This is a genomic window from Dokdonella fugitiva, assembly GCF_014138265.1.
In the GTDB taxonomy this organism is placed as follows: Bacteria; Pseudomonadota; Gammaproteobacteria; order Xanthomonadales; family Rhodanobacteraceae; genus Dokdonella_A; species Dokdonella_A fugitiva_A.
Genome location: NZ_JACGXL010000008.1, coordinates 156,811 through 172,530 on the forward strand (window position 1 = coordinate 156,811; position 15,720 = coordinate 172,530).

Sequence of the window (15,720 nt, forward strand, 5' to 3'; positions counted from 1 at the left end):
GCATACGCTCGGTCGATGACCTCGAGCTACGACTACGTGATCGTCGGCGCGGGCTCCGCTGGCTGCGTGCTCGCGAACCGCCTCAGCGCGAATCCCGCGAACCGCGTGCTGCTGCTCGAAGCCGGCGGACGCGACTGGCACCCGTTCATCCACATGCCCGCCGGCCTCGCCAAGCTCGTCGGCAAGAAGGGCGTTAACTGGGACTATGACACCGAGGCGGAGCCGAACCTCGGCGGGCGGCGCCTGTGGTGGCCGCGCGGCAAGGTGCTCGGCGGCTCGAGTTCGATCAACGCGATGTGCTACACGCGCGGCGCGCCCGGCGACTACGACGCGTGGGCGCTCGCGAGCGGCGATCCGCGCTGGGCGTGGTCGCAGGTGCTGCCGGTGTTCAAGCGCAGCGAAGGCAACGTGCGCGGCGCGGACGCGTGGCACGGCGCGGACGGCGAACTCACGGTGTCGCCGCTACGCCATCACAACGTGCTGTCGCAGGCGTTCATCGACGCCGCGGTCGACGCCGGCCACGCGCGCAACGACGACTTCAACGCGGACACCCAGGACGGTTTCGGCTACTACGCGGTGACCCAGCGCGACGGCGCGCGCTGTTCGACCGCGGTCGCGTTCCTGCGTCCGGCGCTCGCGCGCGCCAATCTCGAGGTGCGCACGCGCGCACTGGCGACGCGCGTCGTGCTCGAAGGCGGCCGCGCGGTCGGCGTCGCCTACCGCCATCGCGGCAAGGCCGAACGCGCGGAAGGCGGCTGCGTGATCCTCGCCGGCGGCGCGATCAATTCACCGCAGCTGCTCATGCTGTCGGGCATCGGCCCGGCCGACCATCTGCGCGAGCACGGCGTCGCGGTCGCGCTCGATCGCGCCGGCGTCGGCGCGAACCTGCAGGACCACCTGGACATCTGCACGCTCGTGCGCTCCACGCGCGCGGTCACCTACGACAAGACCAACGACGTCGCGGTCGCGCTGCGCTTCCTGCTCAAGCGCGACGGCATCGGCAGCTCGAACATCGCCGAGGCGGGCGGCTTCGTGCGCTCGCGCCTGGCGCCCGACTCGCGCTGCGACATCCAGTTCCACTTCGTGCCTGCACTGCTCGACGACCACGGCCGCCACCGCCTCGACGGCTACGGCTACACCGTGCACGCGTGCCACCTGCGGCCGAAGAGCCGCGGTGCGATCCGCCTGCGTTCGGCCGACCCGGCCGCGCCCGCGGCGATCCACCCGAACTACCTCGGCGACGGGGATGGTTTCGACTTGCGCATGATGGTCGAAGGCGCGCGGCTGTCGCGCGAGATCCTCGCGCAGGACGCGTTCGCCGCGTATCGCGGCGAAGAGATCTTCCCCGGCGCGGACGCGAAGAGCGACGCCGACCTCGCCGCGTTCGTGCGCCGCAAGGCCGAGACGATCTACCACCCGGTCGGTACCTGCCGCATGGGCAAGGACGACGCGTCCGTGGTCGACGCGGAACTGCGCGTGCGCGGCGTCGAGGGCTTGCGCGTGGTCGACGCCTCGATCATGCCGACGCTCGTCGGCGGCAACACGAACGCACCGACCGTGATGATCGCCGAGCGCGCGGCCGACCTGCTGCTCGTACGCTGATCGCTCCCGCCGAGTCCGCGTCGCGCGATCGGTCGAGCGCCGCCGAGGCCTCCTCGCCATCGCCCGACCGGCGTAGACTCCGCGTTTCGGGCGGATGCCCGGTTCCGCGGGAGGGCGGATGAACGCGACGGTGATCGACGACGGCGTGGGCCCGGCGCCCGCGGTGGGACAGGCTGTGCCGCGCACGACCGACCACCGCTTCGAGTTCAGCGGCGATGCGCGCGAGTACTTCCGCATCTGGATCGTCAACCTCGCGCTCGGCATCGTCACGCTCGGCATCTATTCAGCCTGGGCGAAGGTGCGCACGCAGCGCTACTTCTACGCGAACACGCGCGTCGCGGGCGCGCCGTTCGACTACCAGGCGCAGCCGCTCGCGATCCTCAAGGGCCGCCTGATCGCGCTCGTGCTGTTCGGCGGCTACGCGCTCGCGGGGCAGTTCGACGTGCGCGTGCAGCTCGCGCTCGCGCTGCTCATCGCACTGCTCGCGCCGTGGCTGGTGGTGCGCGGTGCCGCGTTCCGCGCGCGCTATTCGGCCTGGCGCGGCATCAACTTCCGCTTCGTGCCCGACTACAAGCAGGCCTACATCCGCTACCTCGCGTTGTACCTGTTCGTGCCGTTCACGCTCGGCCTGCTGTATCCGTTCGTGAAGGCGAAGCAGAAGGCGTTCCTGGTCGAGCAGCATCGCTACGGCGGCGTGCCGTTCCGCTTCACCGCGACGCCGGGCGATTTCTATCCGTCCTATCTCGCCGCGTTCGCCTGCGGCTTCATCTGGTCGATGCTGTTGTCGTTCGTGATGGTCGGCGCCATCGGCAGGCACGTGTCCGTCGACGGGACGCCGCCGCCGATGCTCGTCTACGGGTTCCCGTTGCTGATGTACGCGGGCTATTTCGTGATCTTCGCGTTCCTCAACGCGTCGATCTCCAACCTCGTCTACAACGCGGTCCGCCTCGACAACCACCGCTTGCACTCGACCCTGCGCGGTTCGAAGCTGCTGTGGATCTATGCCAGCAATACGCTCGCGATCCTCGCCAGCATCGGCATGCTGATTCCGTGGGCGATGATCCGCCTCGCGCGCTACCGCGCCGAGTGCCTGACCCTGCTGCAGGCCGGCGATCTCGACGCGTTCGTCGCCACCGCGCAGACCGACGTCGACGCGACCGGCGCCGAGATGGACAGCGTGTTCGACATCGACATCGGCCTGTGAACGCGCGCCGCGCGCTCTACTTCGACGGGCGCAGCAGCCGCGCGCACGCGGTCGAGGCCGCGATCGACGGCGGCGAACTCGCCCTGCACGGTGACGGCGTCGCGCGTCGCGAGCCGCTGTCGGCCCTGCGCATCACGGCGCGGCTCGGCCGCACGCCGCGCACGATCGCCTTCGCCGACGGCGCGCAACTCGTGCTCGACGACGCCGACGATCTCGATGCGGCGTTCGCGAGTGCCGATCGCGTGCAGTCGTGGGTCGACCGCATCGAGCGGCGCTGGCGCAGCGTCGCGCTCGCCCCGGCGATCAGCGTGGCCACGGGCGTGCTGTTGCTGCAGTTCGGCGTGCCGTGGGGGGCCGAGCGCATCGCGCGGCGCATGCCGGCCACGGTCGAAGCGGGCCTCGGCCGCAGCGTGCTCGACCAGCTCGACCGCTGGGCGTTCGAGCCGAGCACGCTGCCTCAGGCACGCCGCGACGCGCTCGCGCAGCGCTTCGCCGACCTGCTCGAACCGGGCGAGGACGCGTCGGTGCGGATCGCGTTCCGCCATGCGCCGAAGATCGGCGCGAACGCGTTCGCGTTGCCGGGAGGCACGATCGTCTTCACCGACCAGCTCGTCGCGCTGGTCGGCGACGAGCGCGAGTTCCTCGCCGTCGCCGCGCACGAACTCGGCCACGAGCGGCATCGGCACACGCTGCGCCAGGCGCTGCAGGGCTCCGCGGTCGCGGTGCTCGCCGCGTTGTTCGCGGGTGACGTGAGTTCGGCGGGTTCGGTCGTCGTCGCGGTGCCGACGTTCCTGCTCGACGGCCACTACTCGCGCGCGTTCGAGAGCGAAGCGGACGAGGCGGCGTTCGCCACGCTCGTCGCGCACGGCATCTCGCCGCGCTGGTTCGCGACGATCATGCGCAAGCTCGAGGCCGAGGCGTCGGACACGACGGAGCTTCCGTATCTGTCCTCGCATCCGCCGACGGCAGGGCGCATCGCGCGCGCGGAGCGCCTCGCCGACGGCTTCGAAGCGGCACTGCCGGCGCAGCACGCGGCGGTGCATTGACCGTGATCGCGTCCTTGATGCCGATGCGGCATTGGATCGCGCCGGATATCGTGGGAGCGGCGGAAGCCGCGATGCTTTCGAGGATCGAAGCTGAAGCATCGCGGCTTCCGCCGCTCCCACAGTGTCGTCGTCGTGCGATCAGCCGACCGCGCTGGTCAGTTCCGGCACGAGCTTGAACAGGTCGCCGACGAGGCCGTAGTCGGCGATCTCGAAGATCGGCGCCTCGGCATCCTTGTTGATCGCGACGATCGTGCCCGCGTCCTTGATGCCGGTGAGGTGCTGGATCGCGCCGGAGATGCCGATCGCGACGTACAGCTCGGGCGCGATGATCTTGCCGGTCTGGCCGACCTGCAGGTCGCTCGGCACGTAGCCGGCGTCGACCGCCGCGCGCGACGCGCCGACCGCGGCGCCGAGCTTGTCGGCGAGCGCGTAGATGATCTTGAACGCGTCGGACGAACCGAGCGCGCGGCCGCCGGAGACGACGCGCGCGGCGCTCTGCAGGTCCGGGCGATCGCTCTTGCCCTGCGCGAGGCCGACGAAGCGCGTGTGGCTCGGCAGCGCGACGTCGAGCGCGAGCGCTTCGACCGGCGCCGCATTCGCGCCGCTCGCCGCAGCCGCGTACGAAGCCGTGCGCACGGTGCCGACGAGCACGCTGCCGGCCGGTGCTTCGACCGTGACGATCGCGTTGCCGGCGTAGATCGGGCGCTTGAACGTGTGCGTGCCTTCGACCGTGGAGATGTCCGACACCTGCGCGACGCCGAGCAGCGCGGCGACGCGCGGCAGCACGTCCTTGCCGAACGTCGTCGACGGCGCGAGCACGTGCGTGTAGCCGGCCTTCGCGGCCGCGGCGACCTGCGGCGCGACGACGGCGGCGAGCGCGTGCGCGTTCTCGGCGCGCGCGACGGTGAGCACCTTGGTGACGCCGTCGAGCTTCGCCGCTTCCGCCGCGATCGCGGCGGGATCGGCGGCGAGCACGAGCACGTCGATCGCGGCGGCCTGTATGTCCTTCGCGCAGGTGACGCAACGCGCGGTGCTCGGGTTCAGCTTGCCGTCGAGGTGTTCGGCGACGATGAGGATCTTGCTCATGGCGGTTACCGTCCGATCGATCAATTTACCTCTCCCGCTTGCGGGAGAGGTCGCGCCGCAGGCGCGGGTGAGGGGAAACTTGCGAAGCGTCGCGAGGGCATCCCCTCGGCGCTCCGCGCCACCTGCTCCCGCGAGCGGGAGAAGGGAACAGCATCACACCAGGCCCTTGGCCTTCAGCGCGGACACGAGTTCCGCGACGTCCTTGACCATCACGCCCTTGCTGCGCTTCGCCGGTGGGGCGTAGTGCGTGGTCTTGAGGTGATCGCCCGATTCGACGCCGAGGCTCGCGAACTCGATCGTCTCGATCGGCTTCGCCTTCGCCTTCATGATGTCGGGCAGCTTGATGAAACGCGGCTCGTTGAGGCGCAGGTCGGTGGTGATCACGGCCGGCAGGTCGACCTCGATCGTCTCGAGGCCGGCGTCGACTTCGCGCGTCACCTTCGCCGCGTTGCCTTCGACCTCGACCTTCGAGGCGAACGTCGCCTGCGGGCGGTCCCACAGCGCGGCGAGCATCTGGCCGGTCTGGTTGCAGTCGTCGTCGATCGCCTGCTTGCCGAGCAGCACGATCTGCGGCTGCTCCTTCTCGACGAGCTTGAGCAGCGCACGCGCGGCGGTGAGCGGCTGGATCGCCTCGCCGGTGACGACGTGGATCGCGCGGTTCGCGCCCATCGCGAGGCCGTTGCGGATGTGCGCCTGCGCATCGGCCGGACCGATCGTCGCGACGATCACTTCGGTCGCGATGCCCTTCTCGCGCAGGCGCAGCGCTTCCTCGAGCGCGATGTCGTCGAACGGGTTGGCCGACAGCTTGACGCCGTCGGTGACCACGCCGGAACCGTCGGGCTTGACCTGGATGCGCACGTTGTAGTCGACGACGCGCTTGTAACCGACCAGGATCTTCATCGGGTGTCGAACCTCGCTGGGAAGCCGCGCGGCGCGAAGCCGGCGCAAAGAGGCGCGATTTTAGCGGAAAGCGGGGCGGCGCGGGCTGCGGCGGCGCGCCGCGGCGGAGAATGGCGTCGCCGGCGGGTTTTCCACAGGCGGCGTGGACAGGCCTGTGGACAACCCGTGGGCGGCACTGCGGACACGCCCGTGCCATGCGGCTGTCAAGTGGATTGGACAGATAGCGACCATGCGCGACCGTCGCGACGTGTCGTCGCGGCGCTGCCCGCGCGTCGCGTGGAGAGGCGTGCGCAGCGACGGGTTTTCCACAGCACGCGTGGATGGCCCTGTGGACAAGCTCTGGATCGAGATGCGGAAACGACGCGCTGATGCGGCTGTCAAGCAGGGGTGCGCAAACCTTGACCAGTGCGGCTCGATTCGCGCGCGCCGACCCCGCGCGACCCGCGCTCGCGTAGAGAGAGTGCCTGCCTGCCGGAGACGCGACGATGAAACGGTATTGCCTGCCCTGCGCGCTCGTGCTCGCGACGGCGTTCGCCGGATCGTTCGCGCACGCCGTCGACGTCGCCAAGGTGCCCGTGCGTGTCGACGACGGCGCGGCGCGCATCGACGCGCCACCGCGCGTCGCGCGCAAGGGCATGACCTGGGGCGTCGGCGTGCGCGTGTCGGCCGATCCGGGCATCGTGTTCGTGAGCTGCCACGGGCGACCGGCGATCGGCGGGCACGGCTGCGACGCGTACCAGGGTGACACGGCGTGCAGCGCGAAGCGTCCGGTGCTTTGCGTCGAGGTCGACGGCCGCGCGCGCCCGGATGGCATCGCGACGCCGCCATCGGGCGGCGTCATGCACGCGGGCTTCTACTCGGGCTGGGCGCACGGGCGCGTCGCGCTGACGCGCGCGGTGCGCGGCGATGCGTTCGCGCGGCGTTCGGACGCGGACGCGTACTGCGCAGCGCGACTCGGCGCGGGCTGGCGCGTCGCCGAGCACCACGACGGCGTCGACGAACAGGGTGGCCACGGCGGCTGGGGCTTCGTCGCCGAAGGACGCATCGCATCGCGCTCGCGCTTCTGGGTCGCCATCGACGACACCGGAGCGAACTGCTGGGACCCGAGGCGTTAGCGCCGCGCGCGCGCGATCACCGCAGCGGCGAAGCGAGCGGCCGAGCCGGCCGCGTGCGCGAAGAACAGCGACGGCTCGGCGAGCTCGAGTTCGAGCAGGCGGGGCGAGCCGTCGGTGTCGTGGATGAGGTCGACGCGCGCGTAGAGCAACGGCGCTTCGAACGGAATGGCCGCGAGCACGGCCGCGGCGAGTGCGCGTTCGGCATCGTCGGGCGTGCGCGCGCGGATGTCCTCGGCGGCGAACAGCGCGTCGGTCGGGCCGTCGCCGCGACGCAGCAGCGGCCCCTTGCGGATCGCGTGGCTGTAGGCGCCGTCGACATGGATGAGCGCGGTTTCGCCGTGCTCGTCGACACGCGCGAGGTAGGGCTGCAACAGCACGCTGCGGCGCGCGTCGAGCAGGCGCGCGACGTGCGCGACCGCGGCGTCGCGCCGCTCGCGCGCGTGGCGCTGCGCGTCGCGCGAGCCGGCGCCGACGCTCGGCTTGACCACGAACTCGGCCGCGTCGGTGCGCGCGAGGAACGCGTCGAGCGCAGTGGCCGCGTCCGCGCCGGGTTCGACGAACGTGCTCGGCACGATCGCGACGCCTGCACGCTCGAGATCGGCGAGGTAGTGCTTGTCGGTGTTCCAGCGCAGCACGTCGAGCGGGTTGCACAGGCGCGTGCACGCGGCGACGCGCGCGGCCCAGGCGAGGAACTCGGGCAGGCGTTCGGCGTAGTCCCAGGTCGAGCGCAGCAGGGCGAGGTCGAAACGCGCCCAGTCGACCGCGGCGTCGTCCCAGTCGACGATCGCGACGTCGGCGCCGGCCGCGCGCAGCGCCTCGCGCAGCGGCGCGAGGTCCTCGTCGAGCGGGCGCGCGGCAGCGACGGAGACGAGGGCGATCAGCGGGGCGGTCATCGGGCGGTCCGGCGGCGGCAAAGCGGCGAGCCTAGCCGATCCGCGTCGCGCTGCGCAGCGGCGTGCCGGCGGCACCGCCGCGTGCGACCATGACCGGGCGCCAGGGGGCGCTCAGGGGAGGGGCGCCGCAACGCGGCGCCGTGCGCATGCGGCTACGACTCACGTTCAACCTCATCCTCGTCGCGGTCTTCGTGATCGGCATCCTCGTCGCGGGCTGGCATTACCACGCGCAACTGCAGCGCGACGCGATGGACGAGGTGCGGCACAACTCGCAGGTGCTGATGGAAACGGCGCTGGCGATCCGCAGCTACACGACCGACCAGATCAAGCCGCACCTCGATCCGCTCAATGCCGAGCGCTTCCTGCCGCAGACGGTGCCCGCGTTCGCCGCGACCGAAACGCTGCATCGCCTCGGCGACCGCTATCCCGGCTACGTCTACAAGGAATCGGTGCTCAACCCGACCAATCCGCGCGATCGCGCGAACGAATGGGAACGTTCGCTGATCGAGCAGTTCCGCGCCGACGCCGGCCTCGGCGAGCTCAGCGGCATCCACGGCGAGGGCGTCGAGCAGTCGATGTACGTCGCGCGCCCGATCACGATCAGGCAGGCCGCGTGCCTGAAGTGCCACAGCACGCCGGACGCGGCGCCGGCGACGATGCGCGCGGTGTACGGCGACGCGAACGGCTTCGGCTGGAAGCAGGACGAGACGGTCGGCATGCAGCTCGTGCGGGTGCCGGTGCTGTATCCGCTCGAGAAGGCGCGGCGCGCGTTCAACACCTTCATGCTGTCGCTCGCCGCCGTGTTCGCGCTCATGTTCGCCGGCCTCAACCTCGCGCTCGAGCGACTCGTGATCGTGCCGATGGCGCGGGTGAACCGTCGCCTCGAGGAACTCGCGACGAAGGACTTCCTCACCGACCTCGTCAATCGCCGGCGCTTCTTCGAGCGGCTCGAGGCGGACATGGCCGAGGCGCGCATCAAGCACCTCGGCCTGTCGGTGGTCATCTTCGACCTCGACTTCTTCAAGCGCATCAACGACACGTTCGGCCACGACAGCGGCGACTCGGTGCTGCGCCACACCGCGCTGCGCGTTCGCGAGCTGCTGCGCAGTTCCGACTGCGCGGCGCGCTTCGGCGGCGAGGAGTTCATCCTCCTGCTGCGCGAGACGCGCATCGACGCGGCGATGGCGATCGCCGAGGCCGTGCGCGGCAAGATCGCGGGCGCGCCGTACGAGGTCGTCGGCGCGGTCAGCGCGAGCTTCGGCGTCGCCGAGTGGAATCATCGCGAGGACGCACGCGAGCTGATCAACCGCGCCGACAAGGCGCTCTACCAGGCCAAGCAGGACGGTCGCAATCGCGTCGTGCGCGCGCCCGAAGCGTGATCGCGGCGCGCGTCGCGCGCCTCAGTCCAAGCCGTCGGCGAAGATGAGGTCGACCACGACCTCGACCGCGCCGATGTCGCAGCCCGCGCCCTGCGGGCGCGCGAAGCCGCGCTGATCGAACGCTTGCGTGCAGTCCTGCGGCGCGATCGCGTCGATCGCTGCGCTGCCTGCGCCCGGCAGCATCGTCGGCGTCGTGCCGCCGTTGTCCTGCAGCGGGCCGAGCGCGTCGCTCGCGCTCGAGATCAGGTTGCCGCTGCCGGTCCACGCGACGCTCGCGGCGATGTCGCCGCCGGCGGGCGCCGTGTTGCCCGATACGATCGAGTGGTCGATGGTCGCGCTGGCGCCGTCGCCGCCGCCGATGCCGCCGTTGGCGATGTCGGAATGGTTGAGCGACAGCGTCGCATAGTCGAGCTGGAGCGTCGCGCCGGTCGCGAGGAAGATGCCGCCGCCGTCGCGGTAGCAGTGGTTGCCCGCGATCGTGCTGTTGGACGCGGTGAGGGTGCCGTTCAAGCGCACGCCGCCGCCCGTGTAGCGCGCGGCGTTGCCGGCGACGGTGCTGCCGGTCAGCGTGATCGTGCCGGTGGCGCCGTGGATGCCGCCGCCGTCGTAGTAGGCCTCGTTGGCGGACACGACGCTGCGCCTCACCGTGGTGATGCCGTTCGACTGGATGCCGGCGCCGAGCTTGGCGGCGTTGCCGCTGATCGTGCTGTCGACGACGTCGAGCGTGCCGTCGGCGCGGATGCCGCCGCCGCCGCCGACCGGCCAGACCGAATTGTTGCTGATCGTGCTCGCCGCGATCGTCACGTGGCCGGAATGCGAGTAGAGCCCGCCGCCGGCATAGGCGGTGTTCGCGTCGAGGGTGGCGTGCGTGAGCGTGACCGCACCGGTCGACGACGCGATGCCGCCACCGACGTTGTCCGCCTGGCTGAGACTGACCGTACCGTCGACGAGCATGAGGTCCGCCGCGACCATGCAGATGCCGCCGCCGTCGGCGCGACCGTCGCAGAGGCCGGCACGGGCGAAGCCGTTGCGGATCGTGAGCCCGTGCAAGGCGAGCGAACCGCCCGCGGGCGCGATGTCGCGAAGGATGCCGAACGTGGCGACGGCGCTGCCCGGTCGCTCAATCACGACGCCGTCGGCGAACTGGTTCGCGCCGTTGCCGCGCCATTCGCTGCCGTCGATCACCAGGTGCGCGGCGCTGACGACGAGCGTGCCGCCGACGTTGCCGCTCGCGTCCGCCGAGTCGGCCAGCATGATCGTGCCGGGCGTCGGCGCGCCGCTGATCGCCGACGCGGCGAACGTGATCGTGTCGCCACTGCCGAATGCAGCGCCCGAGTTCACGCAGTCGCCTTCGAGCGCCGCGGTGTTCATCGAGAGGATCGCCTGGCGCAGCGTGCAGGTGTTCGCGGCCGCGGGATTCGAGTCGTCCGGCGACGTGACGTCGATCGTCGCGGCGATTGCGGGCAGGGCGGTGAACCCGCCGATCAGCCCGGCGGCGACGAGCGCGCGCAGCAGGGGCGTGCGGTGTCCAAGCGCGACGACCGTCGCGGCGGCGAAATCGGATCCGTTGGGCAGCATCATGTCCTCGGCGATGGAGTCGGCGGGCAGGAGCGTGAGACCACGTGGCCGCGGCAGCAACGTCGCCCGTGTACCTCTTACGCGCTCCGGCATCGAAAACCCGAAGCATCGCCGGCGACCGCGCTACCATCGCGCGTCGTCCACGCGGAATCCGTTCATGCCCCGTCCCGCCGTCCTCGTCGTCCTCGCGGCCGTCATGCTCACGGGCACCGCGCGCGCGTTCGCGCAGAACCCCGATCCGCTCGACATCCGCGCGTGCACCGCGATCGGCAACGACGCGCAACGCCTCGCCTGCTACGACCGCGCGACGCACCGCGACGATCGCGAGGCGCAGCGCGCGGCCGACGCGCGCATGCGCGGCAGCGGCGTGTTCGCGCAGCCGGGCACGAACGCGGCGACGGATGTCGCCGCCGGGGAATCGTCGTCGCGCGCGTCGTCGCAGCTCGATCGCCGCTGGGAGCTCGACCCGGCGAGCAAGCTCGGCACGTTCAACTTGCGCAGTTACCGGCCCGTCTACGTGATGCCGTTCTTCGCCACGAGCAAGCTCAACACGCAGCCGCAAAGCCCGAACCCGGACAACAGCGTCGGCGAGCGCGCGCACCTCGACAACATCGAGGCGAAATTCCAGCTGAGCCTGAAGACGAAGGTGCTGCAGGACGTGCTCGGCAACGGCGACCTCTGGGTCGGCTACACGCAGTCGTCGCGCTGGCAGGTCTACAACAAGGACGAGTCGCGGCCGTTCCGCGAGACCGACTACGAACCCGAGGCGTTGCTCGTGTTCGGCACGAACTACCAGGCCTTCGGCTGGAACGCGCGCCTGTTCGACGTCGGCATCAACCACCAGTCGAACGGTCGCAGCGATCCGTACTCGCGCAGCTGGAACCGCATCGTCGCCGACATCGGCCTCGAGCGCGGCGACTGGACCATCGTGTTGCGGCCGTGGTGGCGCATCCCCGAATCGCGTGGCGACGACAACAACCGCGACATCGGCGACTATGTCGGGCGCGGCGAAGTGCAGCTCGTGCGCAACTGGAACAGCCAGACGTTCGGCCTCACCCTGCGCCACTCGCTGCGCGGCGGCGACGCCAACCACGGCTCGGCGCGCTTCAGCTGGAGCGTGCCGCTCGCGGGCAGCCTGCGCGGTTACGTCGAAGTATTCCACGGCTACGGCGAGAGCCTGATCGACTACAACCACGAGGCGACCTACGTCGGCGTCGGCCTCTCGCTGCTCGACTGGTACTGATCGGCGACACTTGCGCGGCGCGTGCTCCGTGCGCGCGCGAGCGACATGTAAAGAGGCTCGCGTGCGCGCTCGCAGCAACCGGAGCGAATGGGAATTGTGCCTATAATGCGGCGGTGCGACGGCGGGCCTGCGGCCCGCTGCCGTGCCACTGGGGCATGGTTTCTACAGGGGACAATCATGGATCACCGGAACACGGCTTCGAGCCGCGTGCGCCTTGTTGCGTGCGTCGCGGTGCTTTCGTTGTGGGCGACGGCAGCGACATCGGCGACCGACGGCGCCGGCGGATTCGCGATCACGCAGAGCCTCGTGTCGAACGGCGGCGGTTTCATGCACGACACCTGCTATCGCCTGCTCTCGGCGGTCGGCCAGCCCGTGCTTGGCACGCTGCGCAACAGCGAGTTCGTCCTTTCGTCCGGTTTCCTCGCCGACTCGGCGTCGACCGACGACAAACTCTTCCGCTCCGGATTCGAAAACAGCACGGGGATCTGCAAATGACCACTTTCCGATCGAATGCGCTTCGTGCCCTCGTTCCCGCGATCGCACTCGCGCTCGCACAACCGGTGTTCGCGGCGCCGCAACTGCCCGACTTCAACTACCAGGGCCGGCTCGAACAGAACGGCTATCCCGCCAACGGCAACTATGCGCTGACGTTCTCGCTGTGGGATGCGGCGACCGGCGGCAACCAGATCGGCACGACCATCAGCGAACCGTCGTGGCCGGTCGTCAACGGCGTGTTCTCGATCAACCTCGCGTTCACGGGCGCGTTCGCGGGCCAGCAGAGCTGGCTCGAAGTCAGCGTCAACGGCGCGACGCTCGGGCGCCAGCCGATCACGACGGCGCCGGTCGCGCAGTTCGCGCTGACCGGCAATGTCGGTCCCGCGGGCCCGACCGGCCCCGCGGGTGCGCAGGGCGCGACCGGCCCGGCCGGTGCGCAAGGCGCGACGGGTGCGACGGGTGCGGCAGGGCCGATCGGCGCGACGGGTCCGCAAGGCGCGACCGGCAACGCCGGACCGACCGGCGCGCAAGGTGCGACCGGTGCGCAAGGTGCGACCGGTCCGGAAGGCCCGGTCGGTGCGACCGGCAGCACGGGACCGATTGGCCCGATCGGCATTCCGGGCCCGCCGGGACCGGTGGGTGCGACGGGAGCGCAAGGCGCGACGGGTGACATCGGTGCGACGGGTCCGCAGGGCGCGACCGGTGCGACCGGTGCGCAAGGCATCGCGGGTCCCGCGGGACCGACCGGTCCGCAGGGCGTGCAAGGCATCGTCGGTCCGCCGGGCGCGCAGGGCGTCGCGGGTCCGACCGGCGCGCAGGGCGCGACCGGTCCGCAAGGCGCAACGGGCAATGCGGGCGCGACAGGTTCCACGGGTGCGACGGGTGCCACCGGGGCACCCGGCGCGACGGGTCCCGCGGGTCCCGCGGGACCGACCGGACCGGCGGGCAGCGGCAAGTACGCGGTCCGCATCAACGGCACATTGAGCACCGGGCTCGCACGGCCGTTGTATCCGGTCAACCTCGCCGGCTACAGCGGCGCGGTCGCGCTGATCTCGCCGCAGGGCTACATCGTGCAGATCGACGCCGGCGGCACGATCGGCGGATCGGGCACCGCCACCTACGCGAGTACCGATTGCAGCGGCCCGGCCCTTGTCGTCAACAGCACGGTCAGTCCGGGCGGCGTGGTTTCGCTCGGGCAGTTGAACAAGCTCTACTACGTGCCGCGCACGGGTGCGACGGTATTGACCGACCCCACGCCAGGAAGCCGCTCGAACACGGCGAACACCTGCGCGTCGTACACGACGCAGATCATCGGCACCGTCTATTCGGCGCCGCTCAACGTACCGGCCACGACCGGCATCGATCCCGTGGTCGAACCGGTCACGGTGACGATCGACTACGTGCCCTGAGCCACGCGGTCCGCGGCGCCGTTGCGCGCCGCGGACGCGGCAGTGAACCCACGCGGCGACGCTGGCGACGTCGCCGCGCCGTCGAAGCCGTTCGCGAAGATCGCGTCGGCATCGCCGATTTCGACCGCACCCGCGTCGCAGGCGGCACCGCCGTCGCCGTCGCCATCCTGTGGACGCGCGACGCCGCGCTGGTCGCTCGCGCTGCACGCGGCCGCGCCGTGGTCGATCGCGTTCGCGCCGGGCCGGTGGGTGCGCGTGAATCCGCCGTTGTCGGCGAGCGCGCCGAGGCCGGGATCGACGTCGAGCTGATCGTCCGGCTGCGCGTCGAAATGACAGCGCGTGCTGTCGCCGATGATGTTGCCGCCGCCGATCGAACGCGCGCTCGCGCAGTCGTCGGCGATCCAGCCGGGGCCGTTGCCGGACAGGATCGTGTTCGTGAGCTCGGTCAGGCCGAAGCCGCCGTGCACGTCGTGGATGCCGCCGACGTTGGCGATCGAGCCGGATGCGTGGTTGCCGGTGATCGTCGAGTCGACGATCACGAGGCGCGTGCCGCCGTCGTTGAGGATCGCGCCCGGATCGCCCGCGTTGCCGCTGATCGTGACGTTCTCGAGCCGCACCACGTCGCCCTGGTTGAGGTGCAGCGCGCCGGAGAAGCGCGCAGCGTTGTTCGCGACGAGCGTGCGGCGCAGGGTCACCGGTGCGAAGCCGTCGACGGTGAGCGCGCCGCCGTAGTCGGCGCGGTTGTCGCTGATCTCGCTGTCCTCGAGCACGAGGCAGCTGTCGGCACCGTCGGTCGCGATGCCGCCCGCGAACGCCGAGCCCGAACCGATCGGCGCGGGATCGGTATTGCCGATGACGCGCACGTGATGGCCGACGAGGCAGCCCGTGTTGTCGATGCCGGCGGCGCCGAAGAACGCCGTGAGGTGGTTGTCGCGCACGTCGACGTGCGCGAGCTCGACGTTCGCGCCGGTGCCGACGCGCAATCCGGCGCCGTGCTTCGTCGCCGGCGGCTGCGAGCCTGGGCCAAGCGCGCCGTTGCGCAGGGTGAGTCCTTCGACGCGCACGTGGCGGGCGCTCGCGGCGGGGCGGACGTCGAGCACGCGATCGAGCGCGCCGCCGTCGATGATCGACGCTTCGGCGCCTGCGCCTTGCAGCACGAGATCGTCGTCGACGTCGAGGTCGCCGCTCGCCGCCGCATCCTCGTCGCTGCCCGCGCGCGTGAGCGCGTAGGTGCTCGCGTCGAGCACGATCGTATCCTCGCCGGCGAGCGCGTTGCTCTCCTGTATCGCCGCGCGCAGGCTGCAATGGCCGCCCGCGTCGGCGCAGAAGCCGTCGCCGGGCATCGCGTCGACGGTGTCGTCGGTCGTGTCGGGTGCGAAGGTGGCGGCGCAGGCGCCGCCGCTCGCGAGTGCGACCGCGAGCGCGTGGATCAGGTGTCGCTGCTGGATCATGTCCTCCTCCTGGCGCGGCGGCGCCTCGCGTCAGCATGACGGAATCCGGCGCTCGAACCCGTCACGCGTGCAGCCCTCGAGTGGGCTCAGGGGGTTCGTTGCGGCGAGAGGGCCAGAAGGATGCCGACGAGGTGGCCGGCATCGTGCAAGGACCAGGCGAATGCAAGGCCGAGCCGGGAGAATGATGCTGCTCGTGTCGAACGCAGCCTGCGTCAGTGGCCGGGGTCAAAGCAGCCCATGGGATTGGAGCGCGCTCAGGGGGCGGAGTTGTGCACGGACGCGAGCGAAGAAGTCGTCCGGACGAGGTAATGGCAATTGG

13 protein-coding genes are annotated in these 15,720 nt (G+C 70.9%); 8 read left to right on the forward strand and 5 right to left on the reverse strand.

All coding sequences use genetic code 11. The annotated features are described in order from the left end of the window. Nucleotides 1–15: 15 nt before the first annotated feature. The 3 genes from FHW12_RS20155 to FHW12_RS21705 all read left to right on the forward strand — a co-directional run bounded on the left by FHW12_RS20155 (nucleotide 16) and on the right by FHW12_RS21705 (nucleotide 3,852). Entirely contained in the window at nucleotides 16–1,602 is a 1,587-nt protein-coding gene (locus FHW12_RS20155; protein ID WP_182532861.1) for a GMC family oxidoreductase, read from the forward strand. A gap of 118 nt (nucleotides 1,603–1,720) precedes the next feature. Then, nucleotides 1,721–2,806: a YjgN family protein gene (locus tag FHW12_RS20160; protein ID WP_182532862.1), complete on the forward strand. Its 1,086-nt coding sequence runs from the start codon at nucleotides 1,721–1,723 to the stop codon at nucleotides 2,804–2,806. Beyond that, complete coding sequence (locus FHW12_RS21705; RefSeq protein WP_182532863.1) at nucleotides 2,803–3,852, forward strand: M48 family metallopeptidase; 1,050 nt, start codon at nucleotides 2,803–2,805, stop codon at nucleotides 3,850–3,852. The genes FHW12_RS20160 and FHW12_RS21705 overlap by 4 nt, the downstream gene beginning before the upstream one ends. 138 nt (nucleotides 3,853–3,990) lie before the next feature. On the opposite strand, the gene FHW12_RS20170 is transcribed toward FHW12_RS21705, so the two are convergent. Together FHW12_RS20170 and FHW12_RS20175 are read right to left on the reverse strand one after the other, a co-directional pair. Beyond that, on the reverse strand, nucleotides 3,991–4,938 hold the full coding sequence (locus FHW12_RS20170; protein ID WP_182532864.1) for an electron transfer flavoprotein subunit alpha/FixB family protein: 948 nt from the start codon (nucleotides 4,936–4,938) through the stop codon (nucleotides 3,991–3,993). A gap of 153 nt (nucleotides 4,939–5,091) precedes the next feature. Next, entirely contained in the window at nucleotides 5,092–5,838 is a 747-nt protein-coding gene (locus FHW12_RS20175) for an electron transfer flavoprotein subunit beta/FixA family protein (RefSeq protein ID WP_182532865.1), read from the reverse strand. Between the two features lie 485 nt (nucleotides 5,839–6,323). Between FHW12_RS20175 and FHW12_RS20180 the strand changes: the two genes are divergently transcribed. Then, a complete protein-coding gene (locus FHW12_RS20180; protein WP_182532866.1) occupies nucleotides 6,324–6,953 on the forward strand; it encodes a hypothetical protein in 630 nt (209 codons plus the stop codon). Here the strand turns inward: FHW12_RS20180 and FHW12_RS20185 are convergent. Then, entirely contained in the window at nucleotides 6,950–7,846 is an 897-nt protein-coding gene (locus tag FHW12_RS20185) for an ATP-grasp domain-containing protein (RefSeq protein ID WP_182532867.1), read from the reverse strand. The two genes, FHW12_RS20180 and FHW12_RS20185, sit on opposite strands and share 4 nt — an antisense overlap. Nucleotides 7,847–7,992: 146 nt before the next feature. Here FHW12_RS20185 and FHW12_RS20190 point away from each other — a divergent pair, with 146 nt between their 5' ends. Continuing rightward, entirely contained in the window at nucleotides 7,993–9,225 is a 1,233-nt protein-coding gene (locus tag FHW12_RS20190; RefSeq protein WP_182532868.1) for a diguanylate cyclase, read from the forward strand. Between the two features lie 21 nt (nucleotides 9,226–9,246). Here the strand turns inward: FHW12_RS20190 and FHW12_RS20195 are convergent, their stop codons facing one another. Continuing rightward, nucleotides 9,247–10,806, reverse strand: a complete 1,560-nt coding sequence (locus FHW12_RS20195) for a choice-of-anchor Q domain-containing protein (protein ID WP_182532869.1) — start codon at nucleotides 10,804–10,806, stop codon at nucleotides 9,247–9,249. A 154-nt stretch (nucleotides 10,807–10,960) separates the two neighbouring features. On the opposite strand from FHW12_RS20195, the gene FHW12_RS20200 reads away from it, so the two are divergent. From FHW12_RS20200 to FHW12_RS21710, 3 genes are all read left to right on the forward strand, one after another. Next, complete coding sequence (locus FHW12_RS20200; protein WP_182532870.1) at nucleotides 10,961–12,046, forward strand: phospholipase A; 1,086 nt, start codon at nucleotides 10,961–10,963, stop codon at nucleotides 12,044–12,046. 177 nt (nucleotides 12,047–12,223) lie between these two features. Beyond that, entirely contained in the window at nucleotides 12,224–12,541 is a 318-nt protein-coding gene (locus tag FHW12_RS20205; protein WP_182532871.1) for a hypothetical protein, read from the forward strand. Continuing rightward, nucleotides 12,538–13,950 (forward strand): collagen-like protein, encoded by a 1,413-nt coding sequence (locus tag FHW12_RS21710; protein WP_182532872.1) that lies wholly within the window; start codon nucleotides 12,538–12,540, stop codon nucleotides 13,948–13,950. The genes FHW12_RS20205 and FHW12_RS21710 overlap by 4 nt, the downstream gene beginning before the upstream one ends. Here FHW12_RS21710 and FHW12_RS20215 read toward each other — a convergent pair. Then, complete coding sequence (locus tag FHW12_RS20215) at nucleotides 13,938–15,401, reverse strand: choice-of-anchor Q domain-containing protein (RefSeq protein ID WP_182532873.1); 1,464 nt, start codon at nucleotides 15,399–15,401, stop codon at nucleotides 13,938–13,940. The genes FHW12_RS21710 and FHW12_RS20215 overlap by 13 nt on opposite strands. Nucleotides 15,402–15,720 lie beyond the last annotated feature (319 nt).

Coding starts and splice junctions, on each gene's coding strand:
- FHW12_RS20155 (WP_182532861.1), top strand. CDS start 16: ATGACCTCGAGCTACGACTACGTGATCGTCGGCGCGGGCTCCGCTGGC.
- FHW12_RS20160 (WP_182532862.1), top strand. CDS start 1,721: ATGAACGCGACGGTGATCGACGACGGCGTGGGCCCGGCGCCCGCGGTG.
- FHW12_RS20170 (WP_182532864.1), bottom strand. CDS start 4,938: ATGAGCAAGATCCTCATCGTCGCCGAACACCTCGACGGCAAGCTGAAC.
- FHW12_RS20175 (WP_182532865.1), bottom strand. CDS start 5,838: ATGAAGATCCTGGTCGGTTACAAGCGCGTCGTCGACTACAACGTGCGC.
- FHW12_RS20180 (WP_182532866.1), top strand. CDS start 6,324: ATGAAACGGTATTGCCTGCCCTGCGCGCTCGTGCTCGCGACGGCGTTC.
- FHW12_RS20185 (WP_182532867.1), bottom strand. CDS start 7,846: ATGACCGCCCCGCTGATCGCCCTCGTCTCCGTCGCTGCCGCGCGCCCG.
- FHW12_RS20190 (WP_182532868.1), top strand. CDS start 7,993: ATGCGGCTACGACTCACGTTCAACCTCATCCTCGTCGCGGTCTTCGTG.
- FHW12_RS20195 (WP_182532869.1), bottom strand. CDS start 10,806: ATGATGCTGCCCAACGGATCCGATTTCGCCGCCGCGACGGTCGTCGCG.
- FHW12_RS20200 (WP_182532870.1), top strand. CDS start 10,961: ATGCCCCGTCCCGCCGTCCTCGTCGTCCTCGCGGCCGTCATGCTCACG.
- FHW12_RS20205 (WP_182532871.1), top strand. CDS start 12,224: ATGGATCACCGGAACACGGCTTCGAGCCGCGTGCGCCTTGTTGCGTGC.
- FHW12_RS21710 (WP_182532872.1), top strand. CDS start 12,538: ATGACCACTTTCCGATCGAATGCGCTTCGTGCCCTCGTTCCCGCGATC.
- FHW12_RS20215 (WP_182532873.1), bottom strand. CDS start 15,401: ATGATCCAGCAGCGACACCTGATCCACGCGCTCGCGGTCGCACTCGCG.